Genomic DNA, 14,280 nt, shown 5'->3' on the forward strand with positions numbered 1-14,280 from the left:
GTTCTAATGATGTGGACTCTTGCATGTGAAGTCTTGGTTGAAGTGTTCCAAGATTTCTTCCCAGCAATCGACGGTGATTATGTGGCCGTCTTCTGCGACCACTCCCTGGGCAATCATAAATAAAGACTTTAGCCTTTTCTGTGCTTTTTTTGCAGTCATCTTAGCTTCAGAAAATGATTTGCAGCCTTGTACTCTTAGCCAAGCTTGGGAGGCTTTGAAAAAGGAATAGCGAATTTCTTCTGCTTCTGCAGAAGATTGGGCGGCGGGCATTAATTCAATAGCCTTCTTGCGCATTTCATTCGTAATAATGACAGCATTAGTCATGGCGGATTGTTTAGGCATGTTTCGCGCGGGCCTAATGAAGGTAGGCTGATTTCTGAGGATGGATTGGTGTGCCGATCAATTGTGGAATGAGCTTCATGTTCTTAAAAACACGGAAATTCTCTATGTCCTCTGGTAGGAAGTCGGACAGCTCTTGATTAATCTCGCCATGGTTATTACGCCAATAGCCATTGGTAAGTCTGACGAAGTTCCGATACTCAATATCGCCCACGCTGTTGTAAAGGATGAGCTCGACAGCGCAAATGGAACGCTCACTTGATGCTCGGTATTCGGCCATGAGCACAGTGCGATTTGAAGATTCATCCGCATAGAGGGCGGCACATCCTTGATACAAACCGGGTGCGAGAGCTGCTTTCTGAGCGGCAACTGACGGATGGTTATAAATAAACATTTACTTAACTCCTTGACAATTAATGCGTTGTCTTTGGGCAAAGAGGCCCGTTGCTACAAGTGAAATTCCTTGTTCTAGATTGAAAGAGATCACTTTTGTTTCGACACTGCGCTTGTGATCAAGAGCCGCAACCATGGCAGCAGTGACTTCAGCAAGCTCATTTGAGTGGAAAACAGTTTTTTCTAGTGAGTTGATTCGGTCTACGACTTCTTCATGCCTACGGTCGTAGCCAGCTAAACCTTGATTTAAAAAGGTTCGCAGCATTTCTGCGCGCGAAATGCCAAGCTGTTTTGCTACCTGGCTTAGGGCGGCATGGGTTCGTTCATCTAGTCTGATCAGAACTGCTCTGGTTTTCATCTATAAATTGTAACACCTGAGTACACAAAATCATAACATAATGATTCTAAAGTAGGCATAAAACTAATTTCGGATTAACTATACGTACATTGGTATGTATTTAAAGGAGTGAGAAATGTGGAAGCCAGTGCAACGCATCAGGTGGAAGACAGAGCCGGGGGGGTGGCCAAATGAGGCGCAAGCGAAGGCCGCAATGCTTTTCGAGCCCATGCGTGTTGGTCCATTACATCTGGACTCAAGAGTCTGGGTGCCTGCCATGGTTCCATGGCGAGCGGCATTAGACGGTTCAGTTACTTCCGCGAACATCGACTGGTATCGAAGATTTGCGCAAGGAGCCCCGGGCGTAATCGTGGTGGAGGCAACGGGGATACGTGATGTTCCGTCTGGTGCTTTATTGCGTATCAGCGATGACAAATTCGTGCAAGGGCTGGGTGAAATCGCTCGTGTGATACATGAGGCCAGTGGGGGACGAACGCGGGCAATTATTCAACTCATTGATTTTCTGGCGATGAAGCGTCGCCCGGATCCCAAAGATTTCTTCTTCCGATATTTAGCGATTACTGAACGACATCGGGAGAAGTTGAATCTACCTGGGACAGATGATTTACAGGTGAGAACTGCGCTTTCAAAGCTAACAGAAGATCAGTTGACGCAGGTGTTAGAAGCGCGCGAGTTGGAAAATTTGAAGATGGGATTTAGGGAGCGTGTCACGGACGTGCATCTTCAACACATTCGAGAATTACCAGAGCAGTTGCCATCGCTTTTTGCTCAAGCAGCGAAGAGGGCCCAAGACGCTGGGTTTGATGGTGTCGAATTGCATTACGCGCATGCGTACACCATGGCATCTTTCCTATCGACCTTGAATACTCGGCAAGATAAGTGGGGCGGATCACGGGAGGACAGAGTCAGATTGCCGTTGGATGTATTTCGTGCGGTAAGAGCGTGTGTTGAACCGAGCTTTGCGGTCGGGTGTCGTCTGTTGACGGAAGAAATCATTGCTGGTGGTGCAGGGCAAGAAGATGCAGAGTTTTATGCACTTGAATTGTCGCGAGCTGGAATGGATTTTTTGTCTTTTTCCCGAGGTGGAAAATTCGAAGACGCACAGCAGCCGAAAGTTAAGCATGCCGCTTACCCGTATACAGGACCATCTGGATACGAGTGCATGCCTCAGTACATCTCGGACGAACAAGGCCCTTTTGGCAGGAACGTTGCGCCGACAAAAAGAATCAGGCAACGGTTGCGTGCAGAGAATCTGCAAGTGCCAGTGGTGGTTGCAGGTGGGATTTACGATTTTTCCGTTGCCGAGGAGCTACTTCGCAATGGCAGCGCAGATCTTATTGGCATGGCGAGACAAAGCCTTGCAGATCCAGATTGGCCGGAAAAAGTACGAATGGGTAGGGGTGAGCAGGTCCGTTTGTGCCGTTATTCAAATTACTGCGAAGCATTAGATGCTAGGCATGAAATGGTGACATGTGAGCTGTGGGACCGTGAAGATTTGCATTTGCCAGGGGTTGCGAAAACTCCGGACGGGAGACGTCGCCTAGTGCCAGAAAGCGAAGCGTGCAACAAGTCTGAAGATAATGGTAAACACTTAATGAAATAGATATTTGTAATCTATAACGTCTATATAAAATCCTAAGGTGGTAGATTTTATTTGCGGCTGTCTCGGATCTGCTTTTGTATGTAGTGCGGGGCCGCCAAAAACGTTCTTCTATTTTTTTAAACTTACCAAGGCTCAAGATGTTTCAAAAACTCTTCTCATTGAGGGAGCACAACACAACCGTACAAACGGAGGTAGTTGCGGGGTTAACAACGTTTCTGGCGATGGCGTACATAGTGTTCGTCAATCCAAACATTCTGAGTACGACGGGGATGGATAAAGGGGCCGTGATTGTCAGTACATGTTTAGCAGCGGCTTTTGGCTGTTTCGTAATGGCCTTTTGGGCGAATTGGCCTGTTGGGATGGCGCCAGGAATGGGACTTAATGCCTTTTTCGCGTTCACCGTGGTGCAGGGGATGGGCTGGACTTGGCAGGCAGCTTTAGGCGCAGTCTTTATATCTGGTTGTATTTTTGTCTTGCTAACGTTGACGGGGGTACGGCGTTGGATTGTCGAGGCGATTCCGGAATCTTTACAGGTTGCAATTCCAGCGGGCATTGGCTTATTTCTCGGACTGATTGCACTCAAAAGCGCAGGTGTTGTTGTCAAAAATGACGCAACGTTCGTGGCGATGGGTGATTTGCACGATAAGTCTGTACTATTTGCCGTGATTGGATTTTTTACGATCGTTTCTTTGGATTACTTCAAGATTCGGGGCTCGATCTTGCTTGGCATTCTGGCGGTAACTGCTTTAGGTGTGGGTTTCGATCCTAATGTGCAGATGCCTTACGAGTTCACCTCGCTGCCGCCAAGTATTGCTCCTACCTTTATGCAATTGGATGTCGCCCAAGCATGGAGTAAAGGTATCTTCAATGTGGTTTTGGTGTTCGTTCTGGTAGAGATATTTGATGCCACTGGTGTTTTAACTGGGGTGGCCAGACGCGCTGGGCTTCTAAGTAGAACCAATGGTATTAACAGGGCCTTGAGTGCAGATAGTGTCGCTATTTTGGGTGGTTCTGCATTGGGGACAAGCAGCACAACTGCATACATAGAGAGTCTCGCAGGCATTCAAGCGGGTGGAAGAACAGGATTGACTGCGTTAACGATTGGTGTTCTTTTCTTGTGTGCTTTGTTCTTCGCCCCGGTGATTACGGTAGTGCCCGCGTATGCAACGGCGCCCGCATTGGTCTATGTTGCTGGGTTGATGTTGTCTGAGTTATCTCATGTGAAATGGGAGGACGTTACTGAGGCGATACCTGCCGCTTTGACCGTATTTGCGATGCCTTTTACGTTTTCGATCGCGAATGGTTTGGCCTTCGGGTTTATTTCTTACACAACATTGAAGCTATTTACAGGGCAATGGAGAGATGTTCATCCGGCAGCATGGTTGATAGCAATCTTGTTTATGACACGATTCATTTTCTTGGGCGGTCATTGAAGCGACCCTGTCAGAAAAGGTTGCCTGATGCAGCAGAACCCGTTGTCGCAGGTTTGTTTACCAAAGAAGGTCTGGACGCTGCAACTGTGCATTTGCGCTCGGCGATGGGGAAGATGTTTTGCTAATTCAAAGGCCACATTGCGCGAGCTGTTCTCTCGTATGGTCCTCAACGTACTGTGTGGCAATACCGATGATCATGCACGAAATCACGCAGCGTTTCGGGATGGCAATCAGTTGACTTTGACGCCCGCCTATGACATATGCCGGCAATTACGCGCAGGTCAGCAGGCTTCGCAAGCCATGCTCATACACAAGCGTGATCGCAGCAGTCAGTTAGCTACTTGCATTGCCGCAGCACCCTCGTTTTTGATCGAAAAAGAGGATGCGATTCGTATCGTTAAGCCTTGCTGATACTTCAGCGACTGAATAGCCTCGTTCGGTGATTTGACGAACTGCTTCGTCTTTAAATTCAGGGGTAAAGCGTGGTGGTGACATGGTCTGCTCCTATGAAGAAATCATAGGTCCGAGCTGTCTACTGCACCGTGGGAAGTCCAAAGGGGCGCATAAGCTGACACGAGTACGGCCCAAGTTGGAACGTAGGCACGTTCGGGCTCAATGTGGAATGGGCTCGTGGGCTGTCAGAACTGGTGAATGCAGAATTTTTAACCAATAGCCGATCCACATAAGGTAGGGTGCGAATTTTCAGTTATCTCATTAACGGTTAAAATAAATACAAAAGTCCCTATTATAAGTAAATAAATAGTTACTTATAATTGTAATGCAACGAATGTGCGTCGGGCGCGGTCTTTTGGGCAACCGCGACGCTGGCCTCCTTCGCATTACGTTGCTGCGATCAGATGGGGGGCTTGAGAGGAGTTATTCCCATGAAAACGATTATTGAGCCATTTCGTATCAAGTCTATTGAGCCCATTCGCATGTTGTCGCGCCAAGAGCGTAAAGAGAAGCTGGCTTGCGCGCATTACAACTTGTTCGGCTTGCATTCAGAAGATGTATTGATAGATTTGTTGACGGATAGTGGTACTGGTGCTATGAGTGCTGCGCAGTGGGCGGCTGTCATGAGGGGGGATGAAAGTTATGCTGGGTCACCGTCTTTTTATCGCTTCGAGAAAGCGGTTAAAAATCTAATGCCTTTTAAACATGTAATCCCCACGCATCAAGGTCGAGCAGCGGAGGCAATTCTGTTTTCGATTTTTGGTGGCTCAGGAAAAAATATTCCTAACAACACTCACTTTGACACGACTAGGGGCAATATAGAGGCTTCGGGTGCGGTAGGTCATGATCTAGTGATTGCAGAGGGATTAGATCCATCGAACGAGCATCCATTCAAAGGCAATATGGACCTGTATCGCCTAGACAAGTACTTGGAGCAGTACGGAAAAACTGTGCCGTGTGTGATGATCACAATCACAAACAATGCTGGAGGTGGACAGCCCGTTAGCTTGGCCAACATCCGAGGAACGGCGGCCCTGGCTAGAAAGTACGGCAAGCCTTTTGTGATTGATGGATGCCGGTTTGCCGAGAATGCATGGTTTATCAAAGAGCGCGAACAAGGACAAAAAGATCGGAGTATTCCGGACATTGTGAGAGACTGTTTTGTAGAAGCTGATGTGATGACGATGAGCGCCAAAAAGGATGCATTTGGCAACATTGGAGGCTGGCTGGCATTGAATGATGATGACTTAGCCGAGCAGGCACGTAACCAACTGATCCGGTCCGAAGGTTTCCCCACATATGGTGGATTGGCGGGGAGGGATCTTGAAGCTCTAGCGCAAGGCTTGAGTGAAATTGTTGATGAGGATTATTTGCGGTATCGGATTCGAACTAACAGTTACATTGTTGAGCGCTTATCCAAGCTAGGAGTGCCTGTCGTCAAGCCTGCAGGGGGGCACGCAGTCTTTGTTGATGCGCGTAATTGGCTTTCACATATCCCACCTCTCGAGTACCCAGGGCAGTCGTTAGCCGTTGCGTTATACGAGGAGGGTGGTATTCGAGGTTGCGAGATTGGGACAGTAATGTTTGGACGTCAGCCTGACGGAACAGAGATCCCAGGGAGTATGGATCTGGTGCGACTTGCTTTCCCTAGAAGGACATACACGCAATCGCACGCCGATTACGTTGTTGAAGTGTTTGAGGAGATTAGCAAAGTCAAAGAACATCTTCGTGGCTACAAGATCACGAGGGAGCCACGGTTGATGCGACATTTCACGTGCAAATTCGAACGTCTTTCTTAGGGCGTGATCGCCAACAGGTCAAAAAATGCTGACATTTGGGCATCTTTGGAAGGGCGGTAAAAGGGCCGATTGCAGGGATGACCACTTATAGTTTCTGCTTGAAGGCTCAGTACATTGGGGCGCCTTGAGGTTACGGTTTGCGTAACGACAAGACTCGTTACATTGCGCAGGATCTCACAATGAGCGTGCCTTGGGGAAAACAATTACAACAAACAGTTCTTGGACCTAGGCTACGTGCTAGGCGTGAGGTACTTGGCTTGACACAAGAACAACTTGGTGTCGCGATTGGGCTCGATGAATCATGTGGAAAGACACGCATAAGCCGCTATGAGGGGGGTGTTCATGAGCCGCCTCTTCAAACGTCTAAGCAATTGGCGGAAGCGCTGAGTGTTCCATTACCTTATTTGTTCTGCGGTGATGAAATAACAGCAGAAATAATTTTGTTAACGGATCGTTTGGATCTTACGGGCAAGCAAATGTTGCTCGAATCTGCGAAGAAGATTCTGATTTCCATAACGGAAGGAAATGTGAAGCAATGTCCGGTGTGTAAACAGCTTAATACTCAACTGCCGGAGTAAAAGGAAGTAACTACTTCTTTCTTTTAGAGCGAGCTGCTGCGTGCATATTTCACCCAGAACGATGGGCTAATCGCCAATGTAGGGCATGCCGATGCCACATCAGCCTTTAACATGTATTTAGATATGAGATGATGCGGTAGATCAAAAGACGTTGTTTTTTTCTATTCAAGAAGTCGAAAATGTAGTGGAAATTGCCCAGCTTCCAAGTTACGATAAACGTAACTCAACGGACTTGGGAAATTCTCATGACTTCTCTGAAAACTGGTGCTTCTATTGGCTTGCGGGATGTTACGCGCGCGCTTGTGGCCTTTATTGTTGGTGTCACCCTAATTTCATGTGGCGGCGGCGGTGGCGGCGATGGAAATAATAGCTCTGGAGGAGGCGGTGGCTCCGGTAACAATTCGGCGACTTACAACATCGCTGGCACTGTTTCGGGGCTGGCAACGGGTCAGCAAATAACACTTCAAAACAATACTGGGGATGATCTTATTGTTAGCGCGAATGGCGCGTTCTCATTTACTACACCTGTGTCCTACAACACAGCATATGCAGTTACGGTTCTGAGGCAACCAAAGAGTTTTTTGTGGTGTTCTGTCTCGGCAAATGGAAGCAGTAGTTCAGTAACAAGTGACGTGTCAAACGTAACAGTCTTATGCGCCGCATCTGCTGCAAGAGCAAGTACGCTGGTCAGCACGGCATCTGCCAATCCAGCTCCTACAGGTGTTGCCGTGGATACGCAAGGTAATGTGTATGTTGCCCAATGGAGAGATGATTCCAATAGCGACCCTAATGTCATTGCGCTTAGTTCTAGCGTATGGGGCACGGTATCTAAGATCAATACAAGCAATCAACAAACAACGTTTGTGCCAGGGCTTAATGATCCTGTTGGATTGACATTTGATGCAAGCGGAAATCTGTATGTGATTGAGACAAGCTCTACAGTGATCAAGAAAGTCACAAGTGCCGGGGTTGTATCTACGTTTATTGATATAAACGCGATTGATTCGAACATCACTACGCCTGCAGCGATTTATTTTGACAGTCAAACCGACAAGTTTTATGTATCAGACCAGTACGGCTACATCTCAGTCATCACGTCGGCAGGTGCATTGAGTAGATCTATTGCGTTACCTAACTCCCCATCTGTATTAGGAGTTGTAGTTGATGCGAGTGGCAACATTTATGCCAGTGATTACACGAACAGTCTGATCCTGAAGATAGACACCTCAAACAACGTGACGACATTCGTGGGCTCATCGCAGGGCTTTGCAGATGGCACGACAACAAATGCGAAATTCAACAGTCCATACGGCATCACCAAAGACACGAGTGGTAATTTGTATGTGGCGGATCAAGGAAATAACAAGATCCGTAAGATCACAGCGGCAGGAGTTGTCACTACGCTGGCTCCTACACTGAGTTCTGGTGCTGCAGCAACTTTCAACGCGCCCACAGGAATCACAACAGATGCGAATGGGGTGTTGTACGTGACCGAGTATTACGGGCGTAAAGTTAGCAAGATTTCTCCTATTTCGCCGTGAATATGGGTTAACAGTGGTTACGCAGGTAGCCACGAATCATCTAGAGGCAGTCTGAGCAGCAAGCTAAGTGCCTCTTTTCATTGTGAGCGGTACTTCATTGTGAAAAGCCACAGAGTTGCTTGATGAATTCAGGGACTGGAATGGCCTTAATCTGATGGTGTGAGCTGCCAGGAGTGTTGCCAACGTGCTTAGCAAAGACTCTTGTTTCGATGCAGGTCATGATTGAACATTGATCGCGCATCACCTCATAGTGCATTACAAAACTCGTTTTTCGCCATTTTGTGATCCGCGTGTGGATCGACAGATCGTCGCCGTAGCTCGCTGTGTTGGTAAATCGTGCGTGAGTATCAATGACTGGGGTCCCTAGAATTCCGAACTCGCGTTCTGTTATATGCCATGGGGGAACACCACGTTGGGTGAAGTAGTTTCTCGATGCTGCATCAATCCATTTAAAGTAGTTTGGAAACCACACGATACGAGCGGGATCGCAATCACCAAATTCGACTAGCTTATTGTAGGTAACAACGATGGACATGCTGTTTGTCAAACACGTTCTAAGATAACCGAGATGCCTTGCCCAACGCCTATGCACATGGTACACAAAGCGAATCTCTTTTGTGAGTAATGGAGTCGATTGATTGCCGTTGTAACTAGACGAGCACCCGACGCTCCAAGTGGATGTCCCAGTGCAATGCCACCACCCCAAGAATTGATTTTCGGGTCATCATTTTTCAGTCCGAGTCCACGCATGACGGCGAGTGTTTGAGCAGCAAAAGCTTCATTAATCTCGACCACATCCATTTGGGACATTTTCAAACCAGTGAGTGCAAGAACCTTCTCGCTTGCAGGAACGGGACCAATGCCCATGAGACGCGGCTCCACGCCTGCAACGGCCATGGCAACAATACGAGCTCTTGGGGTTAGTCCATTGTTGATGGCACTCTTCTCATTCGTTACGAGTAGGGCACAAGCACCATCGTTGATTCCGCTGGCGTTTCCTGCAGTTATCGTTCCTTGGCTATGCGTAATGGGGCCAAGAGACGACAAAATTTCTAAACTTGTGTGCCTTGGATGCTCATCCGCGTCCACAGAAATTGGATTCGCTCCTTTTTGTGGAATTTGAACTGGTGTGATTTCTCGAGCATGATGACCATCGGCTTTAGCTGCAAGCGCACACAGTTGACTGCGCAAAGCCCAACGATCTTGTTCTTCTCGAGTAATTTTGAATTGAACAGCGAGGTTTTCGGCAGTCTCTGGCATCGAGTCAATGCCGTATTTGTCCTTCATGTCGTGATTAACAAATCGCCAACCGATTGTTGAATCGAAAAAAGAATTGCTACGTGCAAATGGGGCCTCAGATTTAAGCATCACATACGGGGCCCGTGTCATGCTCTCAACGCCGCCTGCAATGATTAATTGCGCTTCCCCAGATTTAATAGCGCGTGCAGCTGTGCCTATTGCATCAAGTCCTGAGCCACATAAACGATTGATTGTTACGCCGGCAACGCTAGATGGCATGCCAGCAAGAAGACTGGCCATACGTGCTACGTTGCGGTTATCCTCACCTGCTTGATTAGCACAGCCAAGAATCACATCAGACATCTGTTCCCAATCGATGTTGGGGTTTCTTTGCATCAGTGTGCGGATAGGTATTGCGGCAAGATCATCGGTTCTCACTCTGGCCAAGGCGCCACCATAACGCCCAATAGGAGTGCGAATAGCGTCGCAGACAAAGGCTTCAGGATTCATGGTGAACTCTCAAAAAGAATGGATACATCTGCTGGCACGAAACTGTTGCCGCAGTGCTGTGCAAGCCCCGCAACGTCGTTTTGAAGTTGTTGGCGATCTTGTTGCCGGGCCCAAAAGACTGGGCCACCTTGCCAACGAGGAAATCCGTAACCGTGAACAAAGACCACATCAATATCAGAGGCACGTTGTGCAACTCCTTCACGCATAAGCAATGCAGCTTCGTTGACCATACTCAGCAGTGCGCGGTTCTGGATGTGCTTAGAATTCAACGTTCGCCTTTTGATCCTGCGGCGTTGAGATGCATTCTCAATAATCTGGCGAACGAGTTCACTGGTGTTGGCTTGTTTTTTGCCGTTGGTGTAGTCGTAATAGCCGGCGCTTGTTTTACGTCCGAAACGTCCTAGTTCGCATAGGGTGTCTAAGATATCAACGTAGCGTGTTTCTTGGTTTTTGCGTTGTGTTTTTCGCATACGCCATGCGATATCTAAACCCGAGAGATCGGCCACCGTGAATGGCCCCATAGCCATACCAAAGTCAACAAGCGCTGCATCTACTTCTTCAGGCCAAGCGCCGTCTTCCAGCATGAATTCGCATTGTGTGCGATATGCGTTGTAAATTCTATTGCCAATGAATCCGAAACTGTCTTTCGTGACCACTGGGTACTTGTTGAGCCGGTTTCCAAAGGCTATGACAGCATGCAGAGTTTCTAGACAAGTTTGTTTTGCATTCACGATCTCCAATAACTTCATCACGTTAGCTGGACTGAAGAAATGAAGCCCTATGACCCGCTTTGGACGAGTAGTAGCTAATGCAATTTTATCGACACTGAGGTAGGAGGTGTTGGTGGCCAGAATTGCATTTGGGTTTGCGAATTGATCGATCTTTTTGAAAACGTCTTGCTTGACAAGCATGTCTTCATAGACGGCTTCAATGACTAGGTCTGCTTTAGCAAGTTCTTCCCAATTCAATGAGCACAACAAATGAGATAGACATTTGCTTGCCTCAACAGGTGACAATTTACCAGTCTCGACTTGTTTTTGGTAGTGACTGAAGATACGTTCTTCTCCGGTATCTAAAGCTTTCTTGTTTTGCTCTAACAACACAACCGAAAACTCAGCATCTAGTAAACAAATTGCAATTCCCGTTCCCATCGTCCCAGCGCCAATTACGCATACCGTATTGATGGGGATGGGGGCAACTTCTTTTGTCTGCAAGGGCCTTTTGCATGTTTTCTCTGCAAAGAACAAATGCCGGAGTGCTTGGGCCTCTTGAGACTTTCTTAGCTCAAGAAAAGCTGCGCTTTCGAGTACGAGCCCCCCTTCGATAGGAAGTCTTGCAGCTGTTTGAATGAGATCAATCGCCTTTGCAATAGCAGGACGACATCTACCTAGTTTTGTGTATCGGTTGATGGCCTGATCTATAAGGGCAGGATCTTCGTTTGGAACCTGCTCATCACGAACTCTAGATTTATGCTCGATATTTTTCGCGAACAGGGTGGCCGCTTCTAAGATATCTGAACAAACCACCGAATCAACTAACCTAAGATTCTTTGCTTCTTCTGCGGAAAGTCGTTGCGTGCCACAGATTAAGTCAATAGCGCGAGAAATGCCGATTCTTCTGGGAAGCAATTGAGTACCACCCGCACCGGGAATAATCCCAAGAGACACCTCTGGTAGACCTATGACAGTATCTAGATGTGCGATACGAGCATCACATGCCAAAGCCACTTCTAGACCTCCCCCTAGAACGGCACCTTGGAGGGCGGCAACAATGGGTTTCTTGCAGTTCTCTATAACGCGAATGACATCTAATAAAACAGGTCCGTCAGAGGTCCTTGCGAACTCATGGATATCTGCCCCTGCGATAAATGTGCCATTGGAGCCAACCAAGACAGCTACTCGCGCATTCGATTGTTCGAAATCATTAACTGCGGAAATGAGCCCGCGCCGAACTGAGATAGAGATTGCATTAACCGGCGGGTTGTCTAACGTGATCACGTAGACGCCTTGTTTAACTTGGCCTTGAACGGGCGAGATAAGTACCATAATTCAGGACTCTTGTGTGCCTTGAGGTAGATGCGGTTCATTGCCAAAAGAGGCAATCCCCGTGATTGCCCTGCCGAGGATGAGTGCATGAATGTCATGAGTACCTTCATAGGTATTGACCACTTCTAGATTTACCAAGTGACGTGCAACGCCAAACTCGTCGGAGATGCCATTACCTCCCATCATGTCCCTAGCCATTCGCGCGATGTCCAAGGATTTCCCGCAGCTGTTGCGCTTGAGAATGGAGGTAATTCCTGTGGCAGCTAGACCGTCATCTTTCATTCGGCCTAATCGCAAACATGCTTGCATTCCTAAACTGATCTCAGTCAGCATATCTGCCAATTTCTTTTGTATCAGCTGATTCGCAGCTAATGGGCGACCAAATTGTTTGCGGTCTAAGACGTACTGACGTGATCTATTAAAACAATCTTCTGCCGCGCCTAACGCCCCCCAAGCAATGCCATAGCGGGCGCTATTCAAGCAAGTAAAGGGGCCTTTAAGGCCGCGCACTTTCGGGAACATGTTTTCTTCTGGAACAAATACATCGTTCATCACGATCTCTCCGGTGATTGATGTTCGTAAGCCAACTTTGCCATGTATGGCGGGCGCACTTAAACCTTCCCATCCTTTTTCCAAGATAAAGCCACGAATAGCACCGTCGTCGGTTTTAGCCCAAACAACAAATACATCGGCAATTGGACTATTGGTGATCCACATTTTGTTGCCCTTGAGCATGTAGCCACCGTCTACCTTTTTTGCTCGGCTAGCCATGCTCGAGGGATCAGAGCCATGATCCGGCTCTGTGAGTCCGAAGCACCCAATCCATTCGCCTTTAGCAAGTCTTGGTAAGTATTTTTGGCGTTGGGTTTCGGTGCCGAATTCATGAATTGGGACCATAACCAATGAAGATTGCACGCTCATCATCGAGCGGTAACCGCTATCTACCCGTTCGACTTCGCGAGCGATGAGGCCATACGCAACATAGTTCAGACCAGGACCGCCGTATTCGGTGGGGATGGTTGGTCCAAGCAGGCCCAACTCACCCATTTCCCGAAAGATTTCTACATCGGTTTGTTCGTGCCGAAATGAGTTGAGGACACGAGGCGCTAATTTGTCTTGGCAGTAAGCAAAAGCGGCATCGCGCACCATTCGTTCTTCTTCGCTCAGTTGTTGATCCAACAAGAATGGGTCGTTCCAGTGAAAGGTGGGGGTGTGCATTTCGGACTCCTTTGAGTGTTGATTATCAAACACATTATTTTCACTAAGGTATTAACATAGTGGTGTTAAAAGAATTATATGGGGTTACATTATGGCCATGAAGAAACTTTGGGATATCTCTCCGCCGGTGACCGAGTTCAGTCCCGTTTTCCCGGGGGACACAGCGTATGAGCAGGGCTGGGTTGCTCAAATTGGGAATTCCTGCCCAGTAAATGTTTGTCGACTAACGTTTTCACCGCACATTGGTGCACACGCAGATGCGCCACTGCATTACGACGTTGATGGGAAAACGGCAGGTGAATTAGCGCTCATGCCTTTTTTAGGCAGATGTAGCGTGATTGATGCCAGAAATGCAGGTGCTTTGATTCAACCCACGGACTTAGAGCATGCATTTGAAAATCTCGCTCCCCGTGTTCTTGTCAGGGGATATGAAAGATTCCCACTGAATGAGTTTGATCCGAAGAGTAAAGCGTTTGCACCGCAGACGCTAATTGCCCTTGCAAGCTTGGGCGTGTGTTTGATTGGAACAGACAGCGCAAGCGTAGATCCAAGCGATAGCAAAGACCTACCCAGTCATGAAGTGTTGCGTCTGAAAGGTATGCGAGTGCTAGAGAACTTGTATTTGGATGAGGTCCCAGAGGGGGAGTATGAATTGATTGCATTACCGCTGAAGCTGATGACAGCGGATGCAAGTCCAGTAAGAGCTGTATTGCGTGAACTGTGAATTTAAGAGGAGTTTTATGAAGCCGCTAAGTTACGAAGACTGCCAAA

General features: G+C 47.8%; 13 protein-coding genes and 2 pseudogenes. 7 read left to right on the forward strand and 8 right to left on the reverse strand.

What is annotated here, in order from left to right:
• Window positions 1-3: 3 nt before the first annotated feature.
• Genes LINBF2_RS13140 through LINBF2_RS13150 form a run of 3 tightly spaced genes read right to left on the reverse strand, consistent with a single transcriptional unit; the run spans window position 4 to window position 1,090 of the window.
• The gene (locus LINBF2_RS13140; RefSeq protein ID WP_281891462.1) at window positions 4-324 is read right to left on the reverse strand and encodes a hypothetical protein; all 321 of its coding nucleotides are present in this window, start codon (window positions 322-324) and stop codon (window positions 4-6) included.
• 31 nt (window positions 325-355) lie between these two features.
• A complete protein-coding gene (locus tag LINBF2_RS13145; RefSeq protein WP_281891463.1) occupies window positions 356-733 on the reverse strand; it encodes a hypothetical protein in 378 nt (125 codons plus the stop codon).
• Entirely contained in the window at window positions 734-1,090 is a 357-nt protein-coding gene (locus LINBF2_RS13150) for a hypothetical protein (protein ID WP_281891464.1), read from the reverse strand.
• 115 nt (window positions 1,091-1,205) lie between these two features.
• On the opposite strand from LINBF2_RS13150, the gene LINBF2_RS13155 reads away from it, so the two are divergent.
• The 3 genes and pseudogenes from LINBF2_RS13155 to LINBF2_RS13165 form a co-directional block, all read left to right on the forward strand.
• Window positions 1,206-2,693 (forward strand): NADH:flavin oxidoreductase, encoded by a 1,488-nt coding sequence (locus LINBF2_RS13155; protein WP_281891465.1) that lies wholly within the window; start codon window positions 1,206-1,208, stop codon window positions 2,691-2,693.
• A gap of 137 nt (window positions 2,694-2,830) precedes the next feature.
• Window positions 2,831-4,126 carry an NCS2 family permease gene (locus tag LINBF2_RS13160; protein ID WP_281891466.1) on the forward strand — a complete coding sequence of 432 codons (1,296 nt, stop codon included), beginning with the start codon at window positions 2,831-2,833 and terminating at the stop codon, window positions 4,124-4,126.
• Between the two features lie 129 nt (window positions 4,127-4,255).
• Window positions 4,256-4,528: pseudogene (locus LINBF2_RS13165) on the forward strand (HipA domain-containing protein); the annotation flags it as partial.
• Here LINBF2_RS13165 and LINBF2_RS13170 read toward each other — a convergent pair.
• A pseudogene (locus tag LINBF2_RS13170) lies at window positions 4,526-4,621 on the reverse strand (transposase); the annotation flags it as partial. The pseudogenes LINBF2_RS13165 and LINBF2_RS13170 overlap by 3 nt on opposite strands.
• A 389-nt stretch (window positions 4,622-5,010) precedes the next feature.
• Here LINBF2_RS13170 and LINBF2_RS13175 point away from each other — a divergent pair.
• From LINBF2_RS13175 to LINBF2_RS13185, 3 genes are all read left to right on the forward strand, one after another.
• The gene (locus LINBF2_RS13175) at window positions 5,011-6,378 is read left to right on the forward strand and encodes a tryptophanase (RefSeq protein WP_281891467.1); all 1,368 of its coding nucleotides are present in this window, start codon (window positions 5,011-5,013) and stop codon (window positions 6,376-6,378) included.
• 179 nt (window positions 6,379-6,557) lie between these two features.
• Window positions 6,558-6,956, forward strand: coding sequence for a helix-turn-helix transcriptional regulator (locus LINBF2_RS13180; RefSeq protein WP_281891468.1), 399 nt, complete (start codon window positions 6,558-6,560; stop codon window positions 6,954-6,956).
• A gap of 245 nt (window positions 6,957-7,201) precedes the next feature.
• Window positions 7,202-8,497: a hypothetical protein gene (locus LINBF2_RS13185; RefSeq protein WP_281891469.1), complete on the forward strand. Its 1,296-nt coding sequence runs from the start codon at window positions 7,202-7,204 to the stop codon at window positions 8,495-8,497.
• 94 nt (window positions 8,498-8,591) lie between these two features.
• Here LINBF2_RS13185 and LINBF2_RS13190 read toward each other — a convergent pair whose 3' ends face one another.
• From LINBF2_RS13190 to LINBF2_RS13205, 4 genes are read right to left on the reverse strand one after another with little or no spacing between them, the layout of a single operon-like run.
• Window positions 8,592-9,032: an acyl-CoA thioesterase gene (locus tag LINBF2_RS13190; RefSeq protein ID WP_281891470.1), complete on the reverse strand. Its 441-nt coding sequence runs from the start codon at window positions 9,030-9,032 to the stop codon at window positions 8,592-8,594.
• Between the two features lie 8 nt (window positions 9,033-9,040).
• Window positions 9,041-10,246: a 3-oxoadipyl-CoA thiolase gene (gene pcaF / locus LINBF2_RS13195; protein WP_281891471.1), complete on the reverse strand. Its 1,206-nt coding sequence runs from the start codon at window positions 10,244-10,246 to the stop codon at window positions 9,041-9,043.
• The gene (locus LINBF2_RS13200; protein WP_281891472.1) at window positions 10,243-12,291 is read right to left on the reverse strand and encodes a 3-hydroxyacyl-CoA dehydrogenase NAD-binding domain-containing protein; all 2,049 of its coding nucleotides are present in this window, start codon (window positions 12,289-12,291) and stop codon (window positions 10,243-10,245) included. Before LINBF2_RS13200 ends, pcaF begins: the two co-directional genes overlap by 4 nt.
• A 3-nt stretch (window positions 12,292-12,294) precedes the next feature.
• Entirely contained in the window at window positions 12,295-13,509 is a 1,215-nt protein-coding gene (locus tag LINBF2_RS13205) for an acyl-CoA dehydrogenase (protein WP_281891473.1), read from the reverse strand.
• A 97-nt stretch (window positions 13,510-13,606) separates the two neighbouring features.
• Here LINBF2_RS13205 and kynB point away from each other — a divergent pair, with 97 nt between their 5' ends.
• A complete protein-coding gene (gene kynB, locus LINBF2_RS13210) occupies window positions 13,607-14,233 on the forward strand; it encodes an arylformamidase (protein ID WP_281891474.1) in 627 nt (208 codons plus the stop codon).
• Window positions 14,234-14,280: the final 47 nt, after the last annotated feature.

This window comes from Limnohabitans sp. TEGF004 (assembly GCF_027924965.1).
Taxonomy (GTDB): domain Bacteria; phylum Pseudomonadota; class Gammaproteobacteria; order Burkholderiales; family Burkholderiaceae_C; genus Limnohabitans.